This window comes from Ruegeria sp. BHSB196 (assembly GCF_059613135.1).
Map to the genome: position 1 here is coordinate 15088 of NZ_JBXWRY010000029.1, position 15551 is coordinate 30638.

A 15551-nucleotide genomic window follows, 5' to 3' on the forward strand; every position below is an offset into this window, starting at 1 on the left:
GTCTATCCATCCTTGTCCGTTCGGAACCACGCCTCGGGGTCCACGGGGTTTCCACCCTTCCGTACCTCTATATAGAGCGTTTCCGGGCGTTCAGTTCCAGTGCCATCACCGCTTGTTGACAAAATTGCGCCGATTTCCGGCGCCGCGCCCGCCATCAGACCGACCGGGCTGCCGGCCGGAACGACCTGTCCGGGATCGCCGAAAACCTCCTGCAGGCCGGAGAAGACGAACAGAAGATCAGGTTGGGGTTCGAGGATGACGACGTTTCCGAGGTCCAGCAACGGCCCGCGATAGCGGATCGTCGCGGCGGTCGGCGACACCACCAGCGCCCGCGGCCTGGTCGCGACGATCAGACCCGGCCGCGCGACGCCGGCCGCATCCGCCTCGCCCGCGCGGCGCAGGACGACCCCCCTCACCGGCAGGTCGATCCGGCCCTTCTGCGCTTCGATGTCGGCCTCGGTGGCCGCGATCGGGCCGGCCGCGATCTCGGACAAGCCGCTGGCAAAACCCTCGAGCGTTTCGGTCGACGAGATCAGGATCGCCGTGCGCACCGGGTCTTCGACGAAGCGGCGGGGCAGGTCGGTGCGTTCGGACACCGCCTTGCTCAGATCGACACGCGCCTGCTGAACGCCAGACAGCCCTTCGGCCAGGGTGTCAGCCGCGTTCTGCTGCAGGTTCCGGAGGGTTCGGACCTCGTCAAGATCGGCGTTCAGCGCCTGGACGCGCGTCTGCAGCGCCGGGGTGACTTCGGCCATGATCATGGCGGACCGTGCGGCGCCCAGCGGCCCGGAGGGATGCAGCGTCAGGACCGGGGGAGGCGTGGTTTCGATGGTTTGCAGAATCCCCAGAAGGTCGGAGATTTCCCGTTCGCGCGCGCGCAGTTCGGCAGTCAGCTGCGCCTCGCGGGTCGCGGCCCTGCGCAGGCCCTGCCGCATCGCGGCCAGGCCGGCCTCGTAAGCCTGAATCGTCTCGGTCAGGGCGCGGACTCGGTCGCGCGCGCTTTCCGCCTCGTTCAGCGAAACCGACGCCTGTTCCAGCAGTTCAGCCGCCGCAAGGGCGGCGCTGGCGGCGTCTGTCTGGGCAGTGGCGACGGGCGCCCAGAGCAGCGCGGCCGATACTGCGAGCCATCGCCTCATGCCAGCAGGCTCTTGCCCGTCATCTCGGGCGGCACGGGCAGGCCCATCAGCTCCAGCAACGTGGGGGCCAGATCGGACAAACGTCCGTCGCGCAGCGTTGCGCCCTCGGGTCCGCCAACCAGCGCAACCGGGACCGGGTTCAGCGTATGCGCGGTGTGCGGACCGCCGGTTTCCGGATCGATCATCACCTCGCAATTGCCGTGATCGGCGGTGACGATCATCGCGCCTCCGGCCTGTTCCAGAGCCGAAATCACCTGTGTCAGACCCTGATCGACCGCCTCGCAGGCCTTGATTGCCGCCTTCAGGTCGCCGGTATGCCCGACCATGTCGGGATTGGCATAGTTGGTCACGATCAGGTCATAGCCCGCGCCGATGGCCTCGACGAATTTCTCGGTGACTTCGGCGGCCGACATTTCGGGCTGAAGATCATAGGTGGCGACCTTGGGCGAGTTGGGCATGTAGCGGTCCTCGCCCGGCTCCGGGTCTTCCTTGCCGCCGTTGAGAAAGAAGGTCACGTGCGGATATTTCTCGGTCTCGGCCAGACGGAACTGGCGCAGGCCCTGCCTGGCGACCCAGGCGCCGAGCGTGTTGACGATGTCGCGCTTGGGAAAGACCGTGGTCATATAGGCGTTGTGGCCGTCGGAATACTCGACCATGCCCAGCAGCGCCGCGAGTTTCGGCCGGGGGCCGGTGTCGAATTCCGCAAAGTCCGGCTCGCCGATCGCGCGCAGGATCTCGCGGGCCCGGTCGGCGCGGAAATTCAGGCAGAAAAAGCTGTCTCCGTCCTTGAGTCCCTGGTATCCGGAGAGCACCGTGGGGGCGATGAATTCGTCGGTTTCCGACTGGTTGTAGGCGTGATCGACGGCCGAGTGGGCGGTGGTGACGGTGCGGCCCTTGCCTTGGACGATGGCCTCGTAGGCTTCGCCGATGCGTTCCCAGCGATTGTCGCGGTCCATGGCGAAGTAGCGCCCGCAGACGGTGACGATCCGGGCACCTTCCGGCAGACGCTCCTCAAGCTCGGCCAGATAGCCGTAGGCCGATTTCGGCGCCACGTCGCGGCCGTCGGTGATGGCGTGCAGCGCCACCGGAACGCCGGCCCCCGTGATCGCCTGCGCCGCAGCGACGATGTGGTTGAGATGCCCGTGCACCCCGCCGTCCGACACCAGGCCCATCAGGTGGGCCGTTCCGCCGCTAGCCTTTGTTTTTGCTATGAAATCCCGAAGTGCGGCGTTGTCGAAGAACGACCCGTCCTCGATCGCCAGGTCGATCTGTCCGAGGTCCATCGCCACCACCCGGCCGGCGCCGATATTGGTGTGCCCGACCTCGGAATTGCCCATCTGCCCGCTGGGCAGGCCAACATCGGGGCCGTGGGTGATCAGCCGCGCGTGGGGGCCTTTGGACATGAGGGAGTCGAAGGTGGGGGTGTGGGCGAGGTAGGGAGCGTTCGCCGTGGTGTCGTCGGACAGGCCCCAGCCGTCGAGGATGCACAGGACAACGGGCTTGGGCGCGGGCATGATCGGTCTCCGGAAACTGCTCTGGGCGTCTTCTACCTTGTGCCCGCGCGGGGGTGAACCTTCTTTTTTGTAACACGTTTCAGGGGGGTCTCTTCCGTTTTGTACGAAATTTCCCGTCAAGGTTCGGGCAAGGTTTCGGGTTGCTCGGGCTTGGCTGATCGGCGCAGGCCGACGCGCGCTCCGATGGGATCACCGAACCGTCCGGAGGAATGCGAAAGCCCGTGGCGATCATGCCGGAGGAAGAAGCGCACGTCCCGAAAACAGCGCGCCCTGTCCGTCACTCTGCGGCGGGGGAATTAGAGCATCGTCAGCGGTGGACCCATAAAGGGCCGCTTTCGTGCTATTCTCGTGCGGGCAGGAACCGGGGTTCCACGGTTGACCGACTTGGGGGGTGGGGCGCATGTTCAATCACAATCTGTTCGTGGACTTTCTGCTGGCTCTGTTCGCTTTCGTGAATCCGCTCTACACCGTGCCGGTCTTTCTCGGCATGACTCAGGGGTTCAGTTCCGCCGAGCTTCGGCGCACCTCGGCGACGGCGGCGGTGACGATGTTCTGCGCCTTGGTCCTGACGGCCATCGTCGGCGATCAGATCCTGCTGGTTCTGGGCATCAACGTCCCGTCCTTCAAGATCGCGGGCGGTCTGATCATTCTGGTTCTCGCGTTCCAGATGCTCTTTGTCGACAAGACCAAGGTCGAAGAGAAGATTCCGGCGGCCCGAGAAAAGACCGCCGCCACGAACAGGAACATCGGCGTCTACCCTCTCACGATCCCTCTGCTGGCCGGTCCGGGCATGTTCACCACGGCGATCATCTTCAGCAGCCGCCTGACGACTTTCGCCGACTTCGCCGCGCTTGGCGCGGTCGCGACCGTCATCGTCTTTCTGTACTGGATTTCGATGGTCTTTGCGGCCGCCGCCGCCCGGTTCATCAACGAAACGACCATTCGCATCGGCACCAACATGCTGGGCATCCTCCTGGCCGCGGTTTCGGTGGAGCTGGTGCTGTCCGGCGTCAGCGAATTCGTTCATTCGAACTTCACGGTGGATTGACGCCCGGTTCGAGCGGCAACCGGCCCGGCCCGCAACCCTGTCAGGAGCGCGCGTTGAAGATGGCCGCGGCGATGCGCCAGGTTCCGTCCCGCTGGCGTCGAAGTTTCAGCATTTGCCGCGCCGGCTGGTGCTGGTCCTGGCCCTCGGGCGTCGCGATGACCCTTTCGAAGTCGCAGATCGCGACGGCGAGATCGCCGGCGCCTTCGATGGTCATCGCCTGAACCTCGAACCGCTTGACCGGTGGCCAGTCCCTGATCCAGGCGGCAAGTTCCGCGTGGCCGGTCACGGTCTGCATCCCCGGCGGCATCAGGCGCGCATCGGGCGTCCAATGCGCAAGCCAGGCTTGCGGGTCATGGTCGGTGATGTTCACCAGCGTCTGCCGCACGACCTGATCGATCGCGTCAACCTCCTGCTGCGACAAGGTTCCTTCCGTCATGTCCACCTCATGGGTTGTCGTCATCTGCCCGGCCCGAAGAGACCGTTCGGACCATCCTACAGGATAAACCCGGGATCGAAAGGGCGCGGCGGCGGTCCTGACGGTCAGGTGGCGCCGATCTCCTGTCCTCGGTCCGCCGCGATCCAGTCGATCGCTTGGCCGTGCGGTCCCGTCCACGCCACGGGATGTCCGTTTCTGGACAACAGAAACATGTCCTCGCGAACAGGTTGGAACCGGGGCGCGAACTGCGGAAAGACCGACGGGCTTTCGTTGCTGATCCATTCGGCGCCGGAGCCGATCATGCTGCCGGCAAACGCTGCCCGGTCGGCCGGCGGTTCCACATAGTTCAGGACGGCGGTGTGAAAGACGACGACCGTGGCGTCCGCAGGCGCTTCGGCCATCAGCGCGGGCAGATCCCGCAGGAGATCGCCGGTTTCGACGCGGGGCGGTGAGTCGCGGGCGACCGACAGGGTGGCCCGCAGGCGCGTGCGCCTCGCATGGTGCTCGGGCCAAATCAGGGCTTCGAGCCATGCGATGTCCTGCTCGTCCGAGACATCGAGCGGGTTCAGGTCTAGGCCGGCCCGCCAGACGATTTCCGGATGTCGCGATGGCAAGGGCACGTCATTTGACGCCCGGCAGGGAAAAACGGGCGCCGGCGTTCCCGGGCGCGGCGGCGGGGCCAGCCGGTGCCGGCCCCAGTCGTATCCATAGGCGTCCGGCAGGAGGCACAGACCGGCCGAGGCGCCGACTTCGATCAGGGCGAGCGGCCCCTCGATCCGCGCCAGCACCGGCAGCAGCGCCGCGCAGCGTCCCGGTTCGTTGGTTTGGGTGGTGCGCGCCAGCATGACGGCGGCGATCTCCTCGGCGCGCTGCCGGATCGTTGCGTCGAGTTCCTGCGGCGCGACGACCTTGCCCGCGACATGGCGCAAGGCCGCGAACAGGAGGTTCGGCTGCTGCCGGTCGCGCGGCAGGCCCGACAGGAAGTCGAGCGCGACCCGGGACCGGGCGACGTGCCGCGCCAGCCCTTCATAGAGCGGCGATTGTCCGGCGGCCTCGACCCGCGCGAACCGGTCGTAGCGATCTGCTATCCTTTGCGTCATCGGGCGTTCTTTCCATGGCCGCGCCCGAACAGTCGCAGGCTTGTCCGGCCGGCGCAACCTGCCGGCCGGGCCTGCGCCAGGGGGATCCCCTCAGTCCAGTTCGGCAACCAGCAGGACGGCGTCGGCATCGCCGACGACGCGGGTCAGGTGGCCGCCGGTGCCGGTATCGCGGACATGCAGCACGGAGCCGGGTCGAAAGCGTCTGCGCTCACCGGAGCCCGCCGTGATCTCGAGATCCCCCGACAGCACGACCACCCATTGCGGATGCGGCGCCGCATGGAATCTGTCGGCCACCAGGCCGGCGGGCAGGACCAGAACGGCCAGCCGGTTTGCGGCTTCGAGCACCGACATCGCGACCGGCGGCGCGGACTCGGCATAGCGTCGAATGTCGAGGGCGATTTCGCACGCCTCAAAGCGGGTTTCGCCCCGGTCGTCGGCGCGCAGGCTGGCATAGTGGAAGCTGGGCGTTGCCTTGCTCACGGTCTTGGTCCTTCCCGGCAACGGCCGTTGCCGAACCCGGAGGTTCCCGATGGCAGGGAGGCCGGATCCTTGCCCGGCAGGGTATTCGCAACGCGGTTTCCCTGTCCATTGCGGCCTGCGATCTGTCATCCGCGCCGTCGGAGCATTTCCTGGCCGGACAAGGGTCTGCTCGACCGTCCGAACCCGGTCCGCATGGTCCGATGCGGACAGGACGGGCGGTGAAGGACGGTGCATTTCGTGCACGACGCAAGGGCTCGGGAAACAAGCGGGCGCGGCGGCAGCGCGGGTGGCGCGCGCCCTGCGTTAGATCCCCGGCGTCAGCAGGGGCCTGAGCAGCGCGACGGGGTGGGCCTTGAGGCTGAGGCGCAGGGCGACGTAGTCCTCGACCACTTCCTCGCCCAGGCTCATCCGGGGCAGCAGGGCGACGGGTTCGGCCAGCGCCTCGCCCTCCAGATCCTGCGCGAAGAGCGGCAGGGGTTTGGCGGTGGCGATGGCCTTGGCGGCCCAGAGCGCCTCGCGCCGGCTGAGGCCGCAGGCGGCGAAGGCGTCGGCCTCGGCCAGCCGTTCGATCACCGAAGGACCAAGGCCCGCGCGGCGCCAGACATCCTCGACCTCGTGGTAGCCGTTGCCGCGCGCGGCGGTGAGCCAGCTGGCGTCCTCTTCGCGCAGGCCCTTGATCTGGCGGAAGCCCAGCCGCAGGGCCAGCCCGCCGCGCCCGTCGGGTTCCATCACGTTGTCCCAGTAGCTGGCATTGATGCAGACCGGGCGCACCTCAACCCCGTGTTCGCGCGCATCGCGCACGATCTGGGCGGGCGCGTAGAACCCCATCGGCTGCGAGTTCAGCAGCGCGCAGGCGAAGATGCCGGGATGGTGGCACTTGATCCAGGCGCTGGCATAGACCAGCAGCGCAAAGCTGGCCGCGTGGCTTTCGGGGAAGCCGTAGGAGCCGAAGCCCTCGATCTGCGAGAAACAGCGCTCGGCAAATTCGGCGTCATAGCCGTTGCGCTGCATGCCGCGCAGGAACAGGGTGCGGAATTCGCTGACATTGCCGTGCTTCTTGAAAGTCGCCAGCGAGCGGCGCAGCCGGTCGGCCTGTTCCGGGGTGAAGCCCGCGCCGACGATGGCGATCTGCATCGCCTGTTCCTGAAACAGCGGCACGCCCAGCGTCTTGCCCAGCACCTCGCCCAGCGCGTCCGAGGGAAACTCGACCGCCTCCTCGCCGTTCCGCCGCCGGATATAGGGATGCACCATGTCGCCCTGGATGGGGCCGGGGCGGATGATGGCGACCTCGATCACCAGATCGTAGAAATTGCGCGGCCGCATCCGGGGGAGGAAGTTCATCTGCGCCCGGCTTTCCACCTGGAAGACGCCGACCGAATCCGCACGGCAGAGCATGTCGTAGACCGCCGGATCCTCGGGCGGCAGGGTGGCCAGCGTATAGTCGGTCTGGTGGTGCTGGGCGATCAGGTCGAACGCCTTGCGGATGCAGGTCAGCATCCCGAGGCTGAGGACATCGACCTTGAGGATGCCCAGACTGTCGATGTCGTCCTTGTCCCAGCAGATGACGGTGCGGTCCTCCATCGTGGCATTCTCGATGGGCACGAGTTCGTCCAGCCGCCCCTCGGTGATGACGAAGCCGCCCACATGCTGGCTGAGGTGGCGGGGGAAGCCGTTGATCTCATGCACCAGCATCAGGGTCTGTTTCAGGCGGCGATCCTCGGGGTCGAGGCCGATCTCGCGCATCCGTTCGGCCTCCAGCCCCGCGGTCGAGAAGAAGCCCCACAGCTGCGAGGACAGCGCGCTGATGGTGTCTTCGGTCAGGCCCATGGCGCGGCCGACCTCGCGGATGGCGCGCTTGCCGCGGTAATGCACCACCGTGGCGCAGAGGCCGGCGCGGTGGCGGCCATAGCGGTCGTAGATGTGCTGGATCACCTCTTCGCGGCGTTCGTGTTCGAAATCCACGTCGATGTCGGGCGGCTCGTCGCGCGCCTCGGAGACGAAGCGTTCGAACACCATGGTGCCCATTTCCGGGCTGACCGAGGTGATGCCGAGGCAGTAGCAGACCACCGAATTGGCCGCCGAGCCGCGGCCCTGGCAGAGGATGTGGCGGGAGCGGGCGAAATGCACCACGTCGCGGACGGTGAGGAAATAGGGCTCGTATTTCAGCTTGCCGATCAGCGCCAGTTCATGCGCCAGCATGGCCTGCACCTTTTCGGGCGCGCCGGCGGGGTAGCGCCAGGCCAGCCCCTCGTGCGCCAGACGGTGCAGGCGCTGGGCGGGGGTCTCTGAGCCGCTGACCTCGCTGGGATATTCATAGCGCAGCTCGTCCAGCGAGAAGGTAAGCTGCTGGCTGAGCGCATGGGCGCGGGCCACGGCGCCCTCAAAGTCCTTGAAGATGCGCAGCATCTCGGCTTCCGAACGCAGGCGCTGTTCGCCATTGGCGAGCGCGTGGCGGCCCAGCTCGTCCACCTTGCGGCGCAGGCGGATCGCGGTCAGCACATCGGCCAGCCTGCGGCGGCGGCCGTGATGCATCAGCGGCGCGGCGCTGGCGAGGGTGGGAATGCCGATCCGGCGCGATTCCGTCTCTAACGCGGCAAAACGCGCGGCATCCGCCCCGTCATAGCGGGGAGTGAGCAGCAGGTGCATCCGCCCGGCAAAGCGGCGCGCCATCCGTTGCGCCTGTGGCACCCACGGGGCCGCGCCGCCCGCGGACCGGCCCGCCTGTGGCCAGAGCAGCAGGTGGAGACCGTCGGGAAAGTCCAGCAGGTCGGACAGGTGCAGGATGCAGTCGCCCTTTTCGGCGCGCAGCCGTCCGGTGGAGAGGATGCGGCACAGGCTGGCCCAGCCCTGCCGGTCGAGCGGCAGGGCGGTGACGGGCGGGGCGTCGGTGAAGATCAGTTTCGCCGCCGGGATCAGCCGCGGCACCGCATGCACCGGGAATGAAGGCGGTTTCGGGATGTGATCGGGGCGGGGCGGGCCGATGGGCGTGTTGTGCCGTTCCCAGTCGCGGCGTTCGCGCACCTTGCGGGCGATCTCGCGTCCGCGGGTATGGGCGCGGACGATGCCGGCCACCGAGTTGTCATCGGCGATGGCGATGGCGGGCAGGCCCAGGGTGACGGCGCGCTCCATGTACTCCTCGGGGTGGGAGGCCCCGGTGAGGAAGGTGAAGTTCGAGGTGATCGACAGCTCGGCATACATGGCGAGTCGGCAGTATATTCACGTTTTGTTCCTGTTTCGAGTCCTTCGCGTCATTGCGCGGGAAACGGGCCGTCGGGCCGAGCGCGGCGAATGGTTCCGCCGCTCCCACGACTCGCGCTAACCGTCGCGTCCCGGTTCGTTGGGATCGCTGGAGAACAGCGCGATCTTGTTGCCTTGGGGATCGCGAAGGTAGCCGACATAGAAGTGCGGTCCATACGAGGCGCGAAAGCCCGGCTGGCCCTCGTCGGACCCGCCTGCGGCAAGCGCGGCGGCGTGCAGGTCGCGAACCTGGCGCTGACTGCGCGCCTCGAATGCGACCATGGACCCGTTGCCGGCGGATGCGGGGCCTCCGTCGAAGGGGGGTTTGACGTAGAAATCCGGCGGAACGGGAAACCGCCCCGGGTCTGCGGGCAGGACGTAACTCAGGCCCTCGGGCCCCTCCTCGAGTTCGTAGCCGAGGGCTGGCAGGAACGCGGAATAGAACCCTTTCGCGCGCGCGATGTCATCCGCGCCGACCGTGACATAGGAAATCATGCTTCGTTCTTCTTTCCGGCAGTCCGGTCATTCAAACGCGAATGCTGCATCGTTGCAAGCCTGCACGAAAGTCGGCTCGAACCACGGCCCTTTGTCGCTGGCACACAGGCTTTGTCGCAGGGATCGGGCGAGCGTCAGGTCAGGAACATCGCGTCTGGATTTCGCCGTGCCGCAGGCGCGGCGAAGGGAAGGCCGCAGCAGGGCGCGGTCGGAGGTTGACCCGGTGCGCCCGGTCGGTCCCGTCATTGCGCAGGAAACGGGTCGCCCGGGCGCGGGCCGGCGGGCAGGATCGGGCAAAGGAAGGAGATGCCCATGTTCACGATCACCGCCCTGCCCACCGCCGAGGTCCGCGCCCTTCAGGCCGGGGCGCCCGACGCCTATGGCCACGCGCCCGAGCGCGCGATTTCCACCGGCACTGGCAACCCGTGCCGCCACTGCCTGCGCCACGTTCCCGAAGGCGAAGAGATGCTCATCCTGGCCCATCGGCCTTTTGCAGAGACACATCCCTATGCCGAAACCGGGCCGATCTTTCTGTGCGCCCAGCCCTGCGAGCGGTATGTCGGCGCCGATCTGCCGGAGGTGCTGACCTCGTCGCCCGACTACCTGATCAAGGGATACGGGCCGGACGACCGGATCGTCTATGGCACCGGGGCGGTGACGCCGACCGACCGGTTGCGGGCTGCGGCGGAGGCGATCCTGGCGCGCGCGGACGTGGCCTATGTCCATGTGCGCTCGGCCCGGAACAACTGCTACCAGGCGCGGATCGACCGGGTCAGAGCTTGACCCGGTGCATCCCGCGGCGCGGCCGGTCCGCGTCGTCGGCCGGGGGGTCGTCTGCGCGGCTGGAGGTGAGGGCCAGGAACACGTCCTCGAGATCCGCCTCTTCGGTGCGCACGTCGCGGATGCGGATGCCGGCCTGCCGGACCGCTTCCAGAACCTGTTCGGCGCTGGTCCGGGCGCTTTGGTACTGCAGCACCAGATCGCCCTCCGCGCGCAGCGCCGCCTGCACGCCCTCGGCCTGCGGCAGCTGCGGCACCGGGCCGTCGGGCACGATCACCATGGTCCGGCTGTCGAGCCGCCCCAGCAGGTTGGCGGTGCTGTCCTGCGCGACCTTTTCGCCCTGGTTGATGATGGCGATTTCGTCGCACATCTCCTGCGCCTCTTCCAGGTAGTGGGTGGTCAGGATGATGGTCATGCCCTGTTCGTTCAGCCGGCGCACGTTGGCCCAGAGCATCCGGCGCAGCTCGATGTCCACGCCGGCGGTGGGTTCGTCCAGCACCAGCACCCTGGGGTGGTGCACCAGCGCCTTGGCCAGCAAGAGCCGCCGGCGCATTCCGCCGGAGAGGGTGCGGGCATAGGCCTCGGCCTTGTCGCTGAGGCCGACCAGTTCAAGGATCTCGTCGCTGCGGCGCCGGGATTTCGGCACCCCGTAGAGCCCGGCCTGCACCTCGAGCGCGCCGCGGGGCGTGAAGAACGGGTCGAGGTTCAGCTCCTGCGGCATCACGCCGATCGCGGCGCGGGACTGGCGCGGATGTCGGTCCTGATCGTGCCCCCAGATCGTGACCTTGCCGGCGGTCTTGATCACCAGCCCCGCCAGGATGTTGATCAGGGTCGATTTGCCGGCCCCGTTCGGCCCCAGCAGGCCAAAGACCGACCCGCGCGGCACCGTCAGGTCGATGCCCTTCAGCGCCTGTTTCTCGGGCTGGCCCCGCCCGCCGCGATAGGTCTTGCGCAGCCCTTCGATCCGGATTGCCGCTTCGGTCATCGGTGGCTCTTGCCCCTGCTTTTGTCATCGCTCATAAACGCACCTAATGCATGCCCGCGAGGCCGACAACTCAGGAAGGATCGCCAGCGATGAGTATCGAAGCGCCGGAAACCAGGATCGTCGAGACCCGCCGCGTCGCCTGTGACGGCGGCGAAGGCGCATTGGGCCATCCCCGTGTCTGGTTGCAGATCCCCGAGGACACCGGCTGGGTCGAGTGCCCGTATTGCGACTGCAGATTTGTGCTGAAGGGGCGCGACCCGTCGGCCTGAGCGCCCGTGGCCCGCGCCGGGCCGTGAGTATTTTCGGCAAGATGAAGAGGTGGGGTGTGGCGCTGCGACCGGGGCCGTGCCATTAGTGATGCCGCAATCAACGGGAAAGGGCGCGCGATGACCACGTTCGGCAAAGGCTGTCACCTGCATCTGATCGACGGGTCGGCCTTCATCTTTCGCGCCTATCACGCCCTTCCGCCGCTGACGCGCAAGTCTGACGGATTGCCGATTGGCGCCGTTTCGGGGTTCTGCAACATGCTGCAGCGCTATGTGGACGGCGATCACGGCCCGGACGCGCCGACCCATCTGGCGGTGATCTTCGACAAGGGCAGCCACACGTTCCGCAACGATCTTTACGACGCCTACAAGGCCAATCGCGAGGCGATGCCCGAAGACCTGCGCCCGCAGATCCCGCTGACGCGGCGGGCGACCGAGGCCTTCAACATCGCCTGCAAGGAGATCGAGGGCTATGAGGCCGACGACATCATCGCCACCCTGGCCTGCCAGGCCCGCGACGCGGGCGGGCGGGTGACCATCGTCAGTTCGGACAAGGATCTGATGCAGCTGGTGGGTGACGGTGTCGAGATGCTGGATGCGATGAAGAACCGGCGCATCGACCGCGAGGGGGTGTTCGAGAAGTTCGGGGTATACCCCGAGCGGGTGGTGGACGTGCAGGCGTTGGCCGGCGACAGCGTGGACAACGTGCCGGGCGCGCCAGGGATCGGGGTCAAGACCGCGGCGCTGTTGATCAACGAATTCGGCGATCTGGAAACCCTGCTGGACCGAGCCGGGGAGATCAAGCAGCCCAAGCGGCGGCAGACCCTGATCGAGATGCGGGACCAGATCGAGCTGTCCAAGCGGCTGGTTGCGCTGGATACCGCGACGCCTCTGGACTTCACGCTGGACGACCTGGAAATCCGCGATGTCGAGCCGGAACGGCTGATGGCGTTTCTGGCCGAGATGGAGTTCCGCACCTTGTCCAGGCGGATCGCCGACAAGCTGGGGGTCGAACCGCCGGTGATCGTCGATGCGCCTGCACCGGCGGCCGAGGAGCCGCAGGCCGAAGAGGTGCCGTTCGACGCGGCGCAATACGAATGCGTGCGCGACGCGGGGGCACTGCAAAAATGGATCGATCAGGCCCTTGAGCGCGGTTGGGTGGCGGTGGATACCGAGACCACCGGGCTGAACGAGATGATCGCGGATCTGGTGGGGGTTTCACTGTGCGTCGAGCCAGGAACGGCCTGCTACATCCCGCTGACCCACCGCGACGGGGCGAGCGACGACCTGTTCGGCTCGGACGCGCTGGCCGAGGGGCAGATGCCGCTGGATGAGGCTCTGACGCTGCTGAAACCGCTGCTCGAAGACCCGTCGGTTCTGAAGATCGGCCAGAACATCAAATATGACGCCAAGATCCTTGCCCGGCACGGCATTCAGGTCGCGCCCATCGACGACACGATGCTGATGTCCTATGCGATGCATGGCGGTGAACATGGGCATGGCATGGATACGCTGAGCGAACGCTATCTGGCGCATACGCCGATCCCGATCAAGCCGCTGCTGGGCGCAGGCAAATCGGCGATCACCTTCGACAAGGTGCCGATCGACGAGGCCACCGCCTATGCCGCCGAGGATGCCGACATCACCCTGCGCCTGTGGCAGCTGTTCAAGCCGCAGTTGCACCGGGCGCGGGTGACGACGGTCTATGAAACCTTGGAGCGCCCGCTGGTTCCGGTTCTGGCCGAGATGGAGATGCATGGCATCAAGGTCGACCGCGACGTGCTGAGCCGGATGTCGAACGCCTTTGCCCAGAAGATGGCCGGGTTGGAGGCTGAAATCCACGAGCTGGCCGGGGAAACCTTCAATGTCGGCTCGCCGGCGCAGCTGGGCGAGATCCTGTTCGACAAGATGGGGCTGGAGGGCGGCAAGAAGGGCAAGACCGGCAAGTATTCGACCGGCGCCGATGTGCTGGAAGATCTGGCGACGGAGCATGAACTGCCGCGCCGGGTGTTGGATTGGCGGCAACTCAGCAAGCTGAAATCGACCTATACCGACGCACTGCAGACCCATATCAACCCCGACACGGGGCGGGTGCATACGTCTTATGCCATCACCGGGGCGAACACGGGGCGGCTGGCCTCGACCGACCCGAACCTGCAGAACATCCCGGTGCGCACCGAGGAGGGCCGCCGCATCCGCGAGGCCTTCATCGCCGAACCGGGCAACGTGCTGGTATCGCTCGACTACTCACAGATCGAGCTGCGTATTCTGGCACATATCGCCGACATTCCGGCCTTGAAACAGGCCTTTGCCGATGGGCTGGACATTCACGCCATGACCGCGTCGGAAATGTTCGATGTTCCGCTGGACGAGATGACGCCCGAGATCCGCCGCAAGGCCAAGGCGATCAATTTCGGGGTGATCTATGGCATTTCAGGATTCGGCCTGGCGCGCAACCTGCGCATTCCGCGGGCCGAGGCGCAGGGCTTCATCGACCGCTATTTCGAGCGCTTCCCGGGCATCCGGCGCTACATGGACGACACCATCGCCTTTGCCAAGGAACATGGCCATGTGCAGACGCTGTTCGGGCGCAAGATCCACACGCCCGAGATCAACGCCAAGGGTCCGCATGCCGGGTTTGCCCGCCGCGCGGCGATCAACGCGCCGATCCAGGGCACCGCGGCGGATGTGATCCGTCGGGCGATGGTGCGGATGCCCGAGGCGATCGACGGCCTGCCGGCCAAGATGCTGCTGCAGGTGCACGACGAGTTGCTGTTCGAGGTTGCCGAGGGTGCGGTCGATGACACCGTCACCGCGGCCCGTGCGGTGATGGAGGGCGCGGCGGACCCGGCGGTGAAGCTGGACGTGAAGCTGACCGTCGATGCCGGGGCCGGCGCCAACTGGGCCGAGGCGCATTGACCGGATCGCCGCTCATCAGGCCCGGCGGGCCCTCTTCGCGGCGGGTCAGGCCCCGGGCCTGACCATCTGCCCGACCAGACGCCGGACGGCAGGGCCGAGGATCAGGATGACCGCAAAGGCGATGGGCCAACTGAAGGCCCAGGCCGCCATCCAGTCGCGCATCGCTTCCGAGCCGAAGCCGGCCGCCTTGAGCGTGGCGACGCAGGTGACGATGCAGGACATCACCCCGGACATGATGAGGCAGAACAGGGCGGGCGCAAAGCGGGCGGGCAACATATGGGACTTCCTCGATCTGCTCTGTACTTACATTCTTATTTTTGTATGTGTATCCGGCTGCGCCAATGTGCATCATTGCCGCACGCGACACAGCCGGTTGCTGCAAGGGGCGCTGCCCCTCTTGCCCTGCGGGCAATTCACCCCGGGGTATTTCGGACCAGAAAGAAGCGAGGATTATGGCTTCTTTCTGGTTGAAAATACCCCAGGGAGTTTGAGGGACAGCGTCCCTCAACAAAAAACAAGAAGAGCGCGCCGAAGGCGCACGAGTCCGGACGCGGAAAGGGGCATGTCGCCTTATGCCGTTTCCAGTTCGTCCGACGGAACGATCGGAAAGAACGTGCCGCCGGACCAGACACCGAACCAGCCGTCGTGGTGGGTTCCGTATTCGACCAGGCGATAGAAGCTCTTGCGGTCGATCAGCGCCTCCAGATCGGCGCGGATGAGGATGTAGGGCGCGGGTTCGTCGGTTTCGGGGTCGCGACTCACGCGAATGGGGTGATCTGGGCCGGCGGCGGCGGTGTCGCCGACATGGGTGGTGAATTCCAGGATCTGGGCTTCGTCAATGCCCGACGCATCGACATCGACGGCCACGAACGGTGCGTCCTCGACGGTGATTCCCACCTTTTCCACCGGAGTGACGAGGAAATAGCGGCCATTCTCCCTTTTCAGGATCGAGGAAAACAGCCGGACCATTTCGGGGCGGTTGATCGGAGTGCCTTGGTAGTACCAGGTGCCGTCACGGGCGATGCGCATGTCCAGATCGCCGCAAAACGGCGGATTCCACAGGTGGACCGGGGGCAAACCCTTTGGTTTTGCGGCCTTGACCGACGCGGCAAGGCTGTCCGCCGAGGGCGTCACGGATTTTTGTGCGCTCATTGT

The 15551-nt window shown here is 66.5% G+C and carries 14 protein-coding genes; 4 read left to right on the forward strand and 10 right to left on the reverse strand.

Going from position 1 to position 15551, the window contains the following annotated elements:
- Window positions 1–2: 2 nt before the first annotated feature.
- Both AC2FNJ_RS14320 and gpmI read right to left on the reverse strand, forming a co-directional pair.
- Window positions 3–1136, reverse strand: a complete 1134-nt coding sequence (locus AC2FNJ_RS14320; RefSeq protein WP_496765139.1) for a murein hydrolase activator EnvC family protein — start codon at window positions 1134–1136, stop codon at window positions 3–5.
- Window positions 1133–2650: a 2,3-bisphosphoglycerate-independent phosphoglycerate mutase gene (gene gpmI / locus AC2FNJ_RS14325; protein WP_496765140.1), complete on the reverse strand. Its 1518-nt coding sequence runs from the start codon at window positions 2648–2650 to the stop codon at window positions 1133–1135. The genes AC2FNJ_RS14320 and gpmI overlap by 4 nt, the downstream gene beginning before the upstream one ends.
- Window positions 2651–3050: 400 nt before the next feature.
- On the opposite strand from gpmI, the gene AC2FNJ_RS14330 reads away from it, so the two are divergent.
- Window positions 3051–3698, forward strand: coding sequence for a MarC family protein (locus tag AC2FNJ_RS14330; protein WP_496765142.1), 648 nt, complete (start codon window positions 3051–3053; stop codon window positions 3696–3698).
- A 40-nt stretch (window positions 3699–3738) separates the two neighbouring features.
- Here the strand turns inward: AC2FNJ_RS14330 and AC2FNJ_RS14335 are convergent, their stop codons facing one another.
- The 5 genes from AC2FNJ_RS14335 to AC2FNJ_RS14355 all read right to left on the reverse strand — a co-directional run bounded on the left by AC2FNJ_RS14335 (window position 3739) and on the right by AC2FNJ_RS14355 (window position 9446).
- Window positions 3739–4158 carry a YybH family protein gene (locus AC2FNJ_RS14335; RefSeq protein ID WP_496765143.1) on the reverse strand — a complete coding sequence of 140 codons (420 nt, stop codon included), beginning with the start codon at window positions 4156–4158 and terminating at the stop codon, window positions 3739–3741.
- Window positions 4159–4238: 80 nt separating this feature from the next.
- Window positions 4239–5234 (reverse strand): DUF2332 domain-containing protein, encoded by a 996-nt coding sequence (locus tag AC2FNJ_RS14340; RefSeq protein WP_496765144.1) that lies wholly within the window; start codon window positions 5232–5234, stop codon window positions 4239–4241.
- Between the two features lie 90 nt (window positions 5235–5324).
- Complete coding sequence (locus AC2FNJ_RS14345) at window positions 5325–5714, reverse strand: cupin domain-containing protein (protein WP_496765145.1); 390 nt, start codon at window positions 5712–5714, stop codon at window positions 5325–5327.
- Between the two features lie 303 nt (window positions 5715–6017).
- Window positions 6018–8912 carry an error-prone DNA polymerase gene (locus AC2FNJ_RS14350; protein WP_496765146.1) on the reverse strand — a complete coding sequence of 965 codons (2895 nt, stop codon included), beginning with the start codon at window positions 8910–8912 and terminating at the stop codon, window positions 6018–6020.
- A 117-nt stretch (window positions 8913–9029) separates the two neighbouring features.
- Window positions 9030–9446, reverse strand: coding sequence for a VOC family protein (locus tag AC2FNJ_RS14355; protein ID WP_496765148.1), 417 nt, complete (start codon window positions 9444–9446; stop codon window positions 9030–9032).
- Window positions 9447–9758: 312 nt separating this feature from the next.
- On the opposite strand from AC2FNJ_RS14355, the gene AC2FNJ_RS14360 reads away from it, so the two are divergent.
- Window positions 9759–10229 (forward strand): DUF1203 domain-containing protein, encoded by a 471-nt coding sequence (locus tag AC2FNJ_RS14360; protein WP_496765149.1) that lies wholly within the window; start codon window positions 9759–9761, stop codon window positions 10227–10229.
- Here the strand turns inward: AC2FNJ_RS14360 and AC2FNJ_RS14365 are convergent.
- Entirely contained in the window at window positions 10219–11211 is a 993-nt protein-coding gene (locus AC2FNJ_RS14365; protein WP_496765151.1) for an ABC transporter ATP-binding protein, read from the reverse strand. The two genes, AC2FNJ_RS14360 and AC2FNJ_RS14365, sit on opposite strands and share 11 nt — an antisense overlap.
- An 89-nt stretch (window positions 11212–11300) precedes the next feature.
- On the opposite strand from AC2FNJ_RS14365, the gene AC2FNJ_RS14370 reads away from it, so the two are divergent.
- Both AC2FNJ_RS14370 and polA read left to right on the forward strand, forming a co-directional pair.
- Entirely contained in the window at window positions 11301–11480 is a 180-nt protein-coding gene (locus AC2FNJ_RS14370) for a zinc-finger domain-containing protein (RefSeq protein ID WP_496765152.1), read from the forward strand.
- Window positions 11481–11597: 117 nt separating this feature from the next.
- On the forward strand, window positions 11598–14396 hold the full coding sequence (gene polA / locus AC2FNJ_RS14375; protein ID WP_496765154.1) for a DNA polymerase I: 2799 nt from the start codon (window positions 11598–11600) through the stop codon (window positions 14394–14396).
- Window positions 14397–14441: 45 nt separating this feature from the next.
- Here the strand turns inward: polA and AC2FNJ_RS14380 are convergent, their stop codons facing one another.
- Both AC2FNJ_RS14380 and AC2FNJ_RS14385 read right to left on the reverse strand, forming a co-directional pair.
- Complete coding sequence (locus AC2FNJ_RS14380) at window positions 14442–14672, reverse strand: DUF2798 domain-containing protein (protein ID WP_496765155.1); 231 nt, start codon at window positions 14670–14672, stop codon at window positions 14442–14444.
- A gap of 294 nt (window positions 14673–14966) precedes the next feature.
- Window positions 14967–15548 (reverse strand): DUF1285 domain-containing protein, encoded by a 582-nt coding sequence (locus AC2FNJ_RS14385; protein ID WP_496765156.1) that lies wholly within the window; start codon window positions 15546–15548, stop codon window positions 14967–14969.
- Window positions 15549–15551 lie beyond the last annotated feature (3 nt).

Excerpts from the sequence above, each read along its gene's own strand:
- AC2FNJ_RS14365 (WP_496765151.1), bottom strand. The coding sequence starts at position 11,211 with ATGACCGAAGCGGCAATCCGGATCGAAGGGCTGCGCAAGACCTATCGC.
- AC2FNJ_RS14370 (WP_496765152.1), top strand. The coding sequence starts at position 11,301 with ATGAGTATCGAAGCGCCGGAAACCAGGATCGTCGAGACCCGCCGCGTC.
- gpmI (WP_496765140.1), bottom strand. The coding sequence starts at position 2,650 with ATGCCCGCGCCCAAGCCCGTTGTCCTGTGCATCCTCGACGGCTGGGGC.
- AC2FNJ_RS14380 (WP_496765155.1), bottom strand. The coding sequence starts at position 14,672 with ATGTTGCCCGCCCGCTTTGCGCCCGCCCTGTTCTGCCTCATCATGTCC.
- AC2FNJ_RS14335 (WP_496765143.1), bottom strand. The coding sequence starts at position 4,158 with ATGACGACAACCCATGAGGTGGACATGACGGAAGGAACCTTGTCGCAG.
- AC2FNJ_RS14320 (WP_496765139.1), bottom strand. The coding sequence starts at position 1,136 with ATGAGGCGATGGCTCGCAGTATCGGCCGCGCTGCTCTGGGCGCCCGTC.
- AC2FNJ_RS14360 (WP_496765149.1), top strand. The coding sequence starts at position 9,759 with ATGTTCACGATCACCGCCCTGCCCACCGCCGAGGTCCGCGCCCTTCAG.
- polA (WP_496765154.1), top strand. The coding sequence starts at position 11,598 with ATGACCACGTTCGGCAAAGGCTGTCACCTGCATCTGATCGACGGGTCG.
- AC2FNJ_RS14340 (WP_496765144.1), bottom strand. The coding sequence starts at position 5,234 with ATGACGCAAAGGATAGCAGATCGCTACGACCGGTTCGCGCGGGTCGAG.
- AC2FNJ_RS14355 (WP_496765148.1), bottom strand. The coding sequence starts at position 9,446 with ATGATTTCCTATGTCACGGTCGGCGCGGATGACATCGCGCGCGCGAAA.
- AC2FNJ_RS14350 (WP_496765146.1), bottom strand. The coding sequence starts at position 8,912 with ATGTATGCCGAGCTGTCGATCACCTCGAACTTCACCTTCCTCACCGGG.
- AC2FNJ_RS14385 (WP_496765156.1), bottom strand. The coding sequence starts at position 15,548 with ATGAGCGCACAAAAATCCGTGACGCCCTCGGCGGACAGCCTTGCCGCG.
- AC2FNJ_RS14330 (WP_496765142.1), top strand. The coding sequence starts at position 3,051 with ATGTTCAATCACAATCTGTTCGTGGACTTTCTGCTGGCTCTGTTCGCT.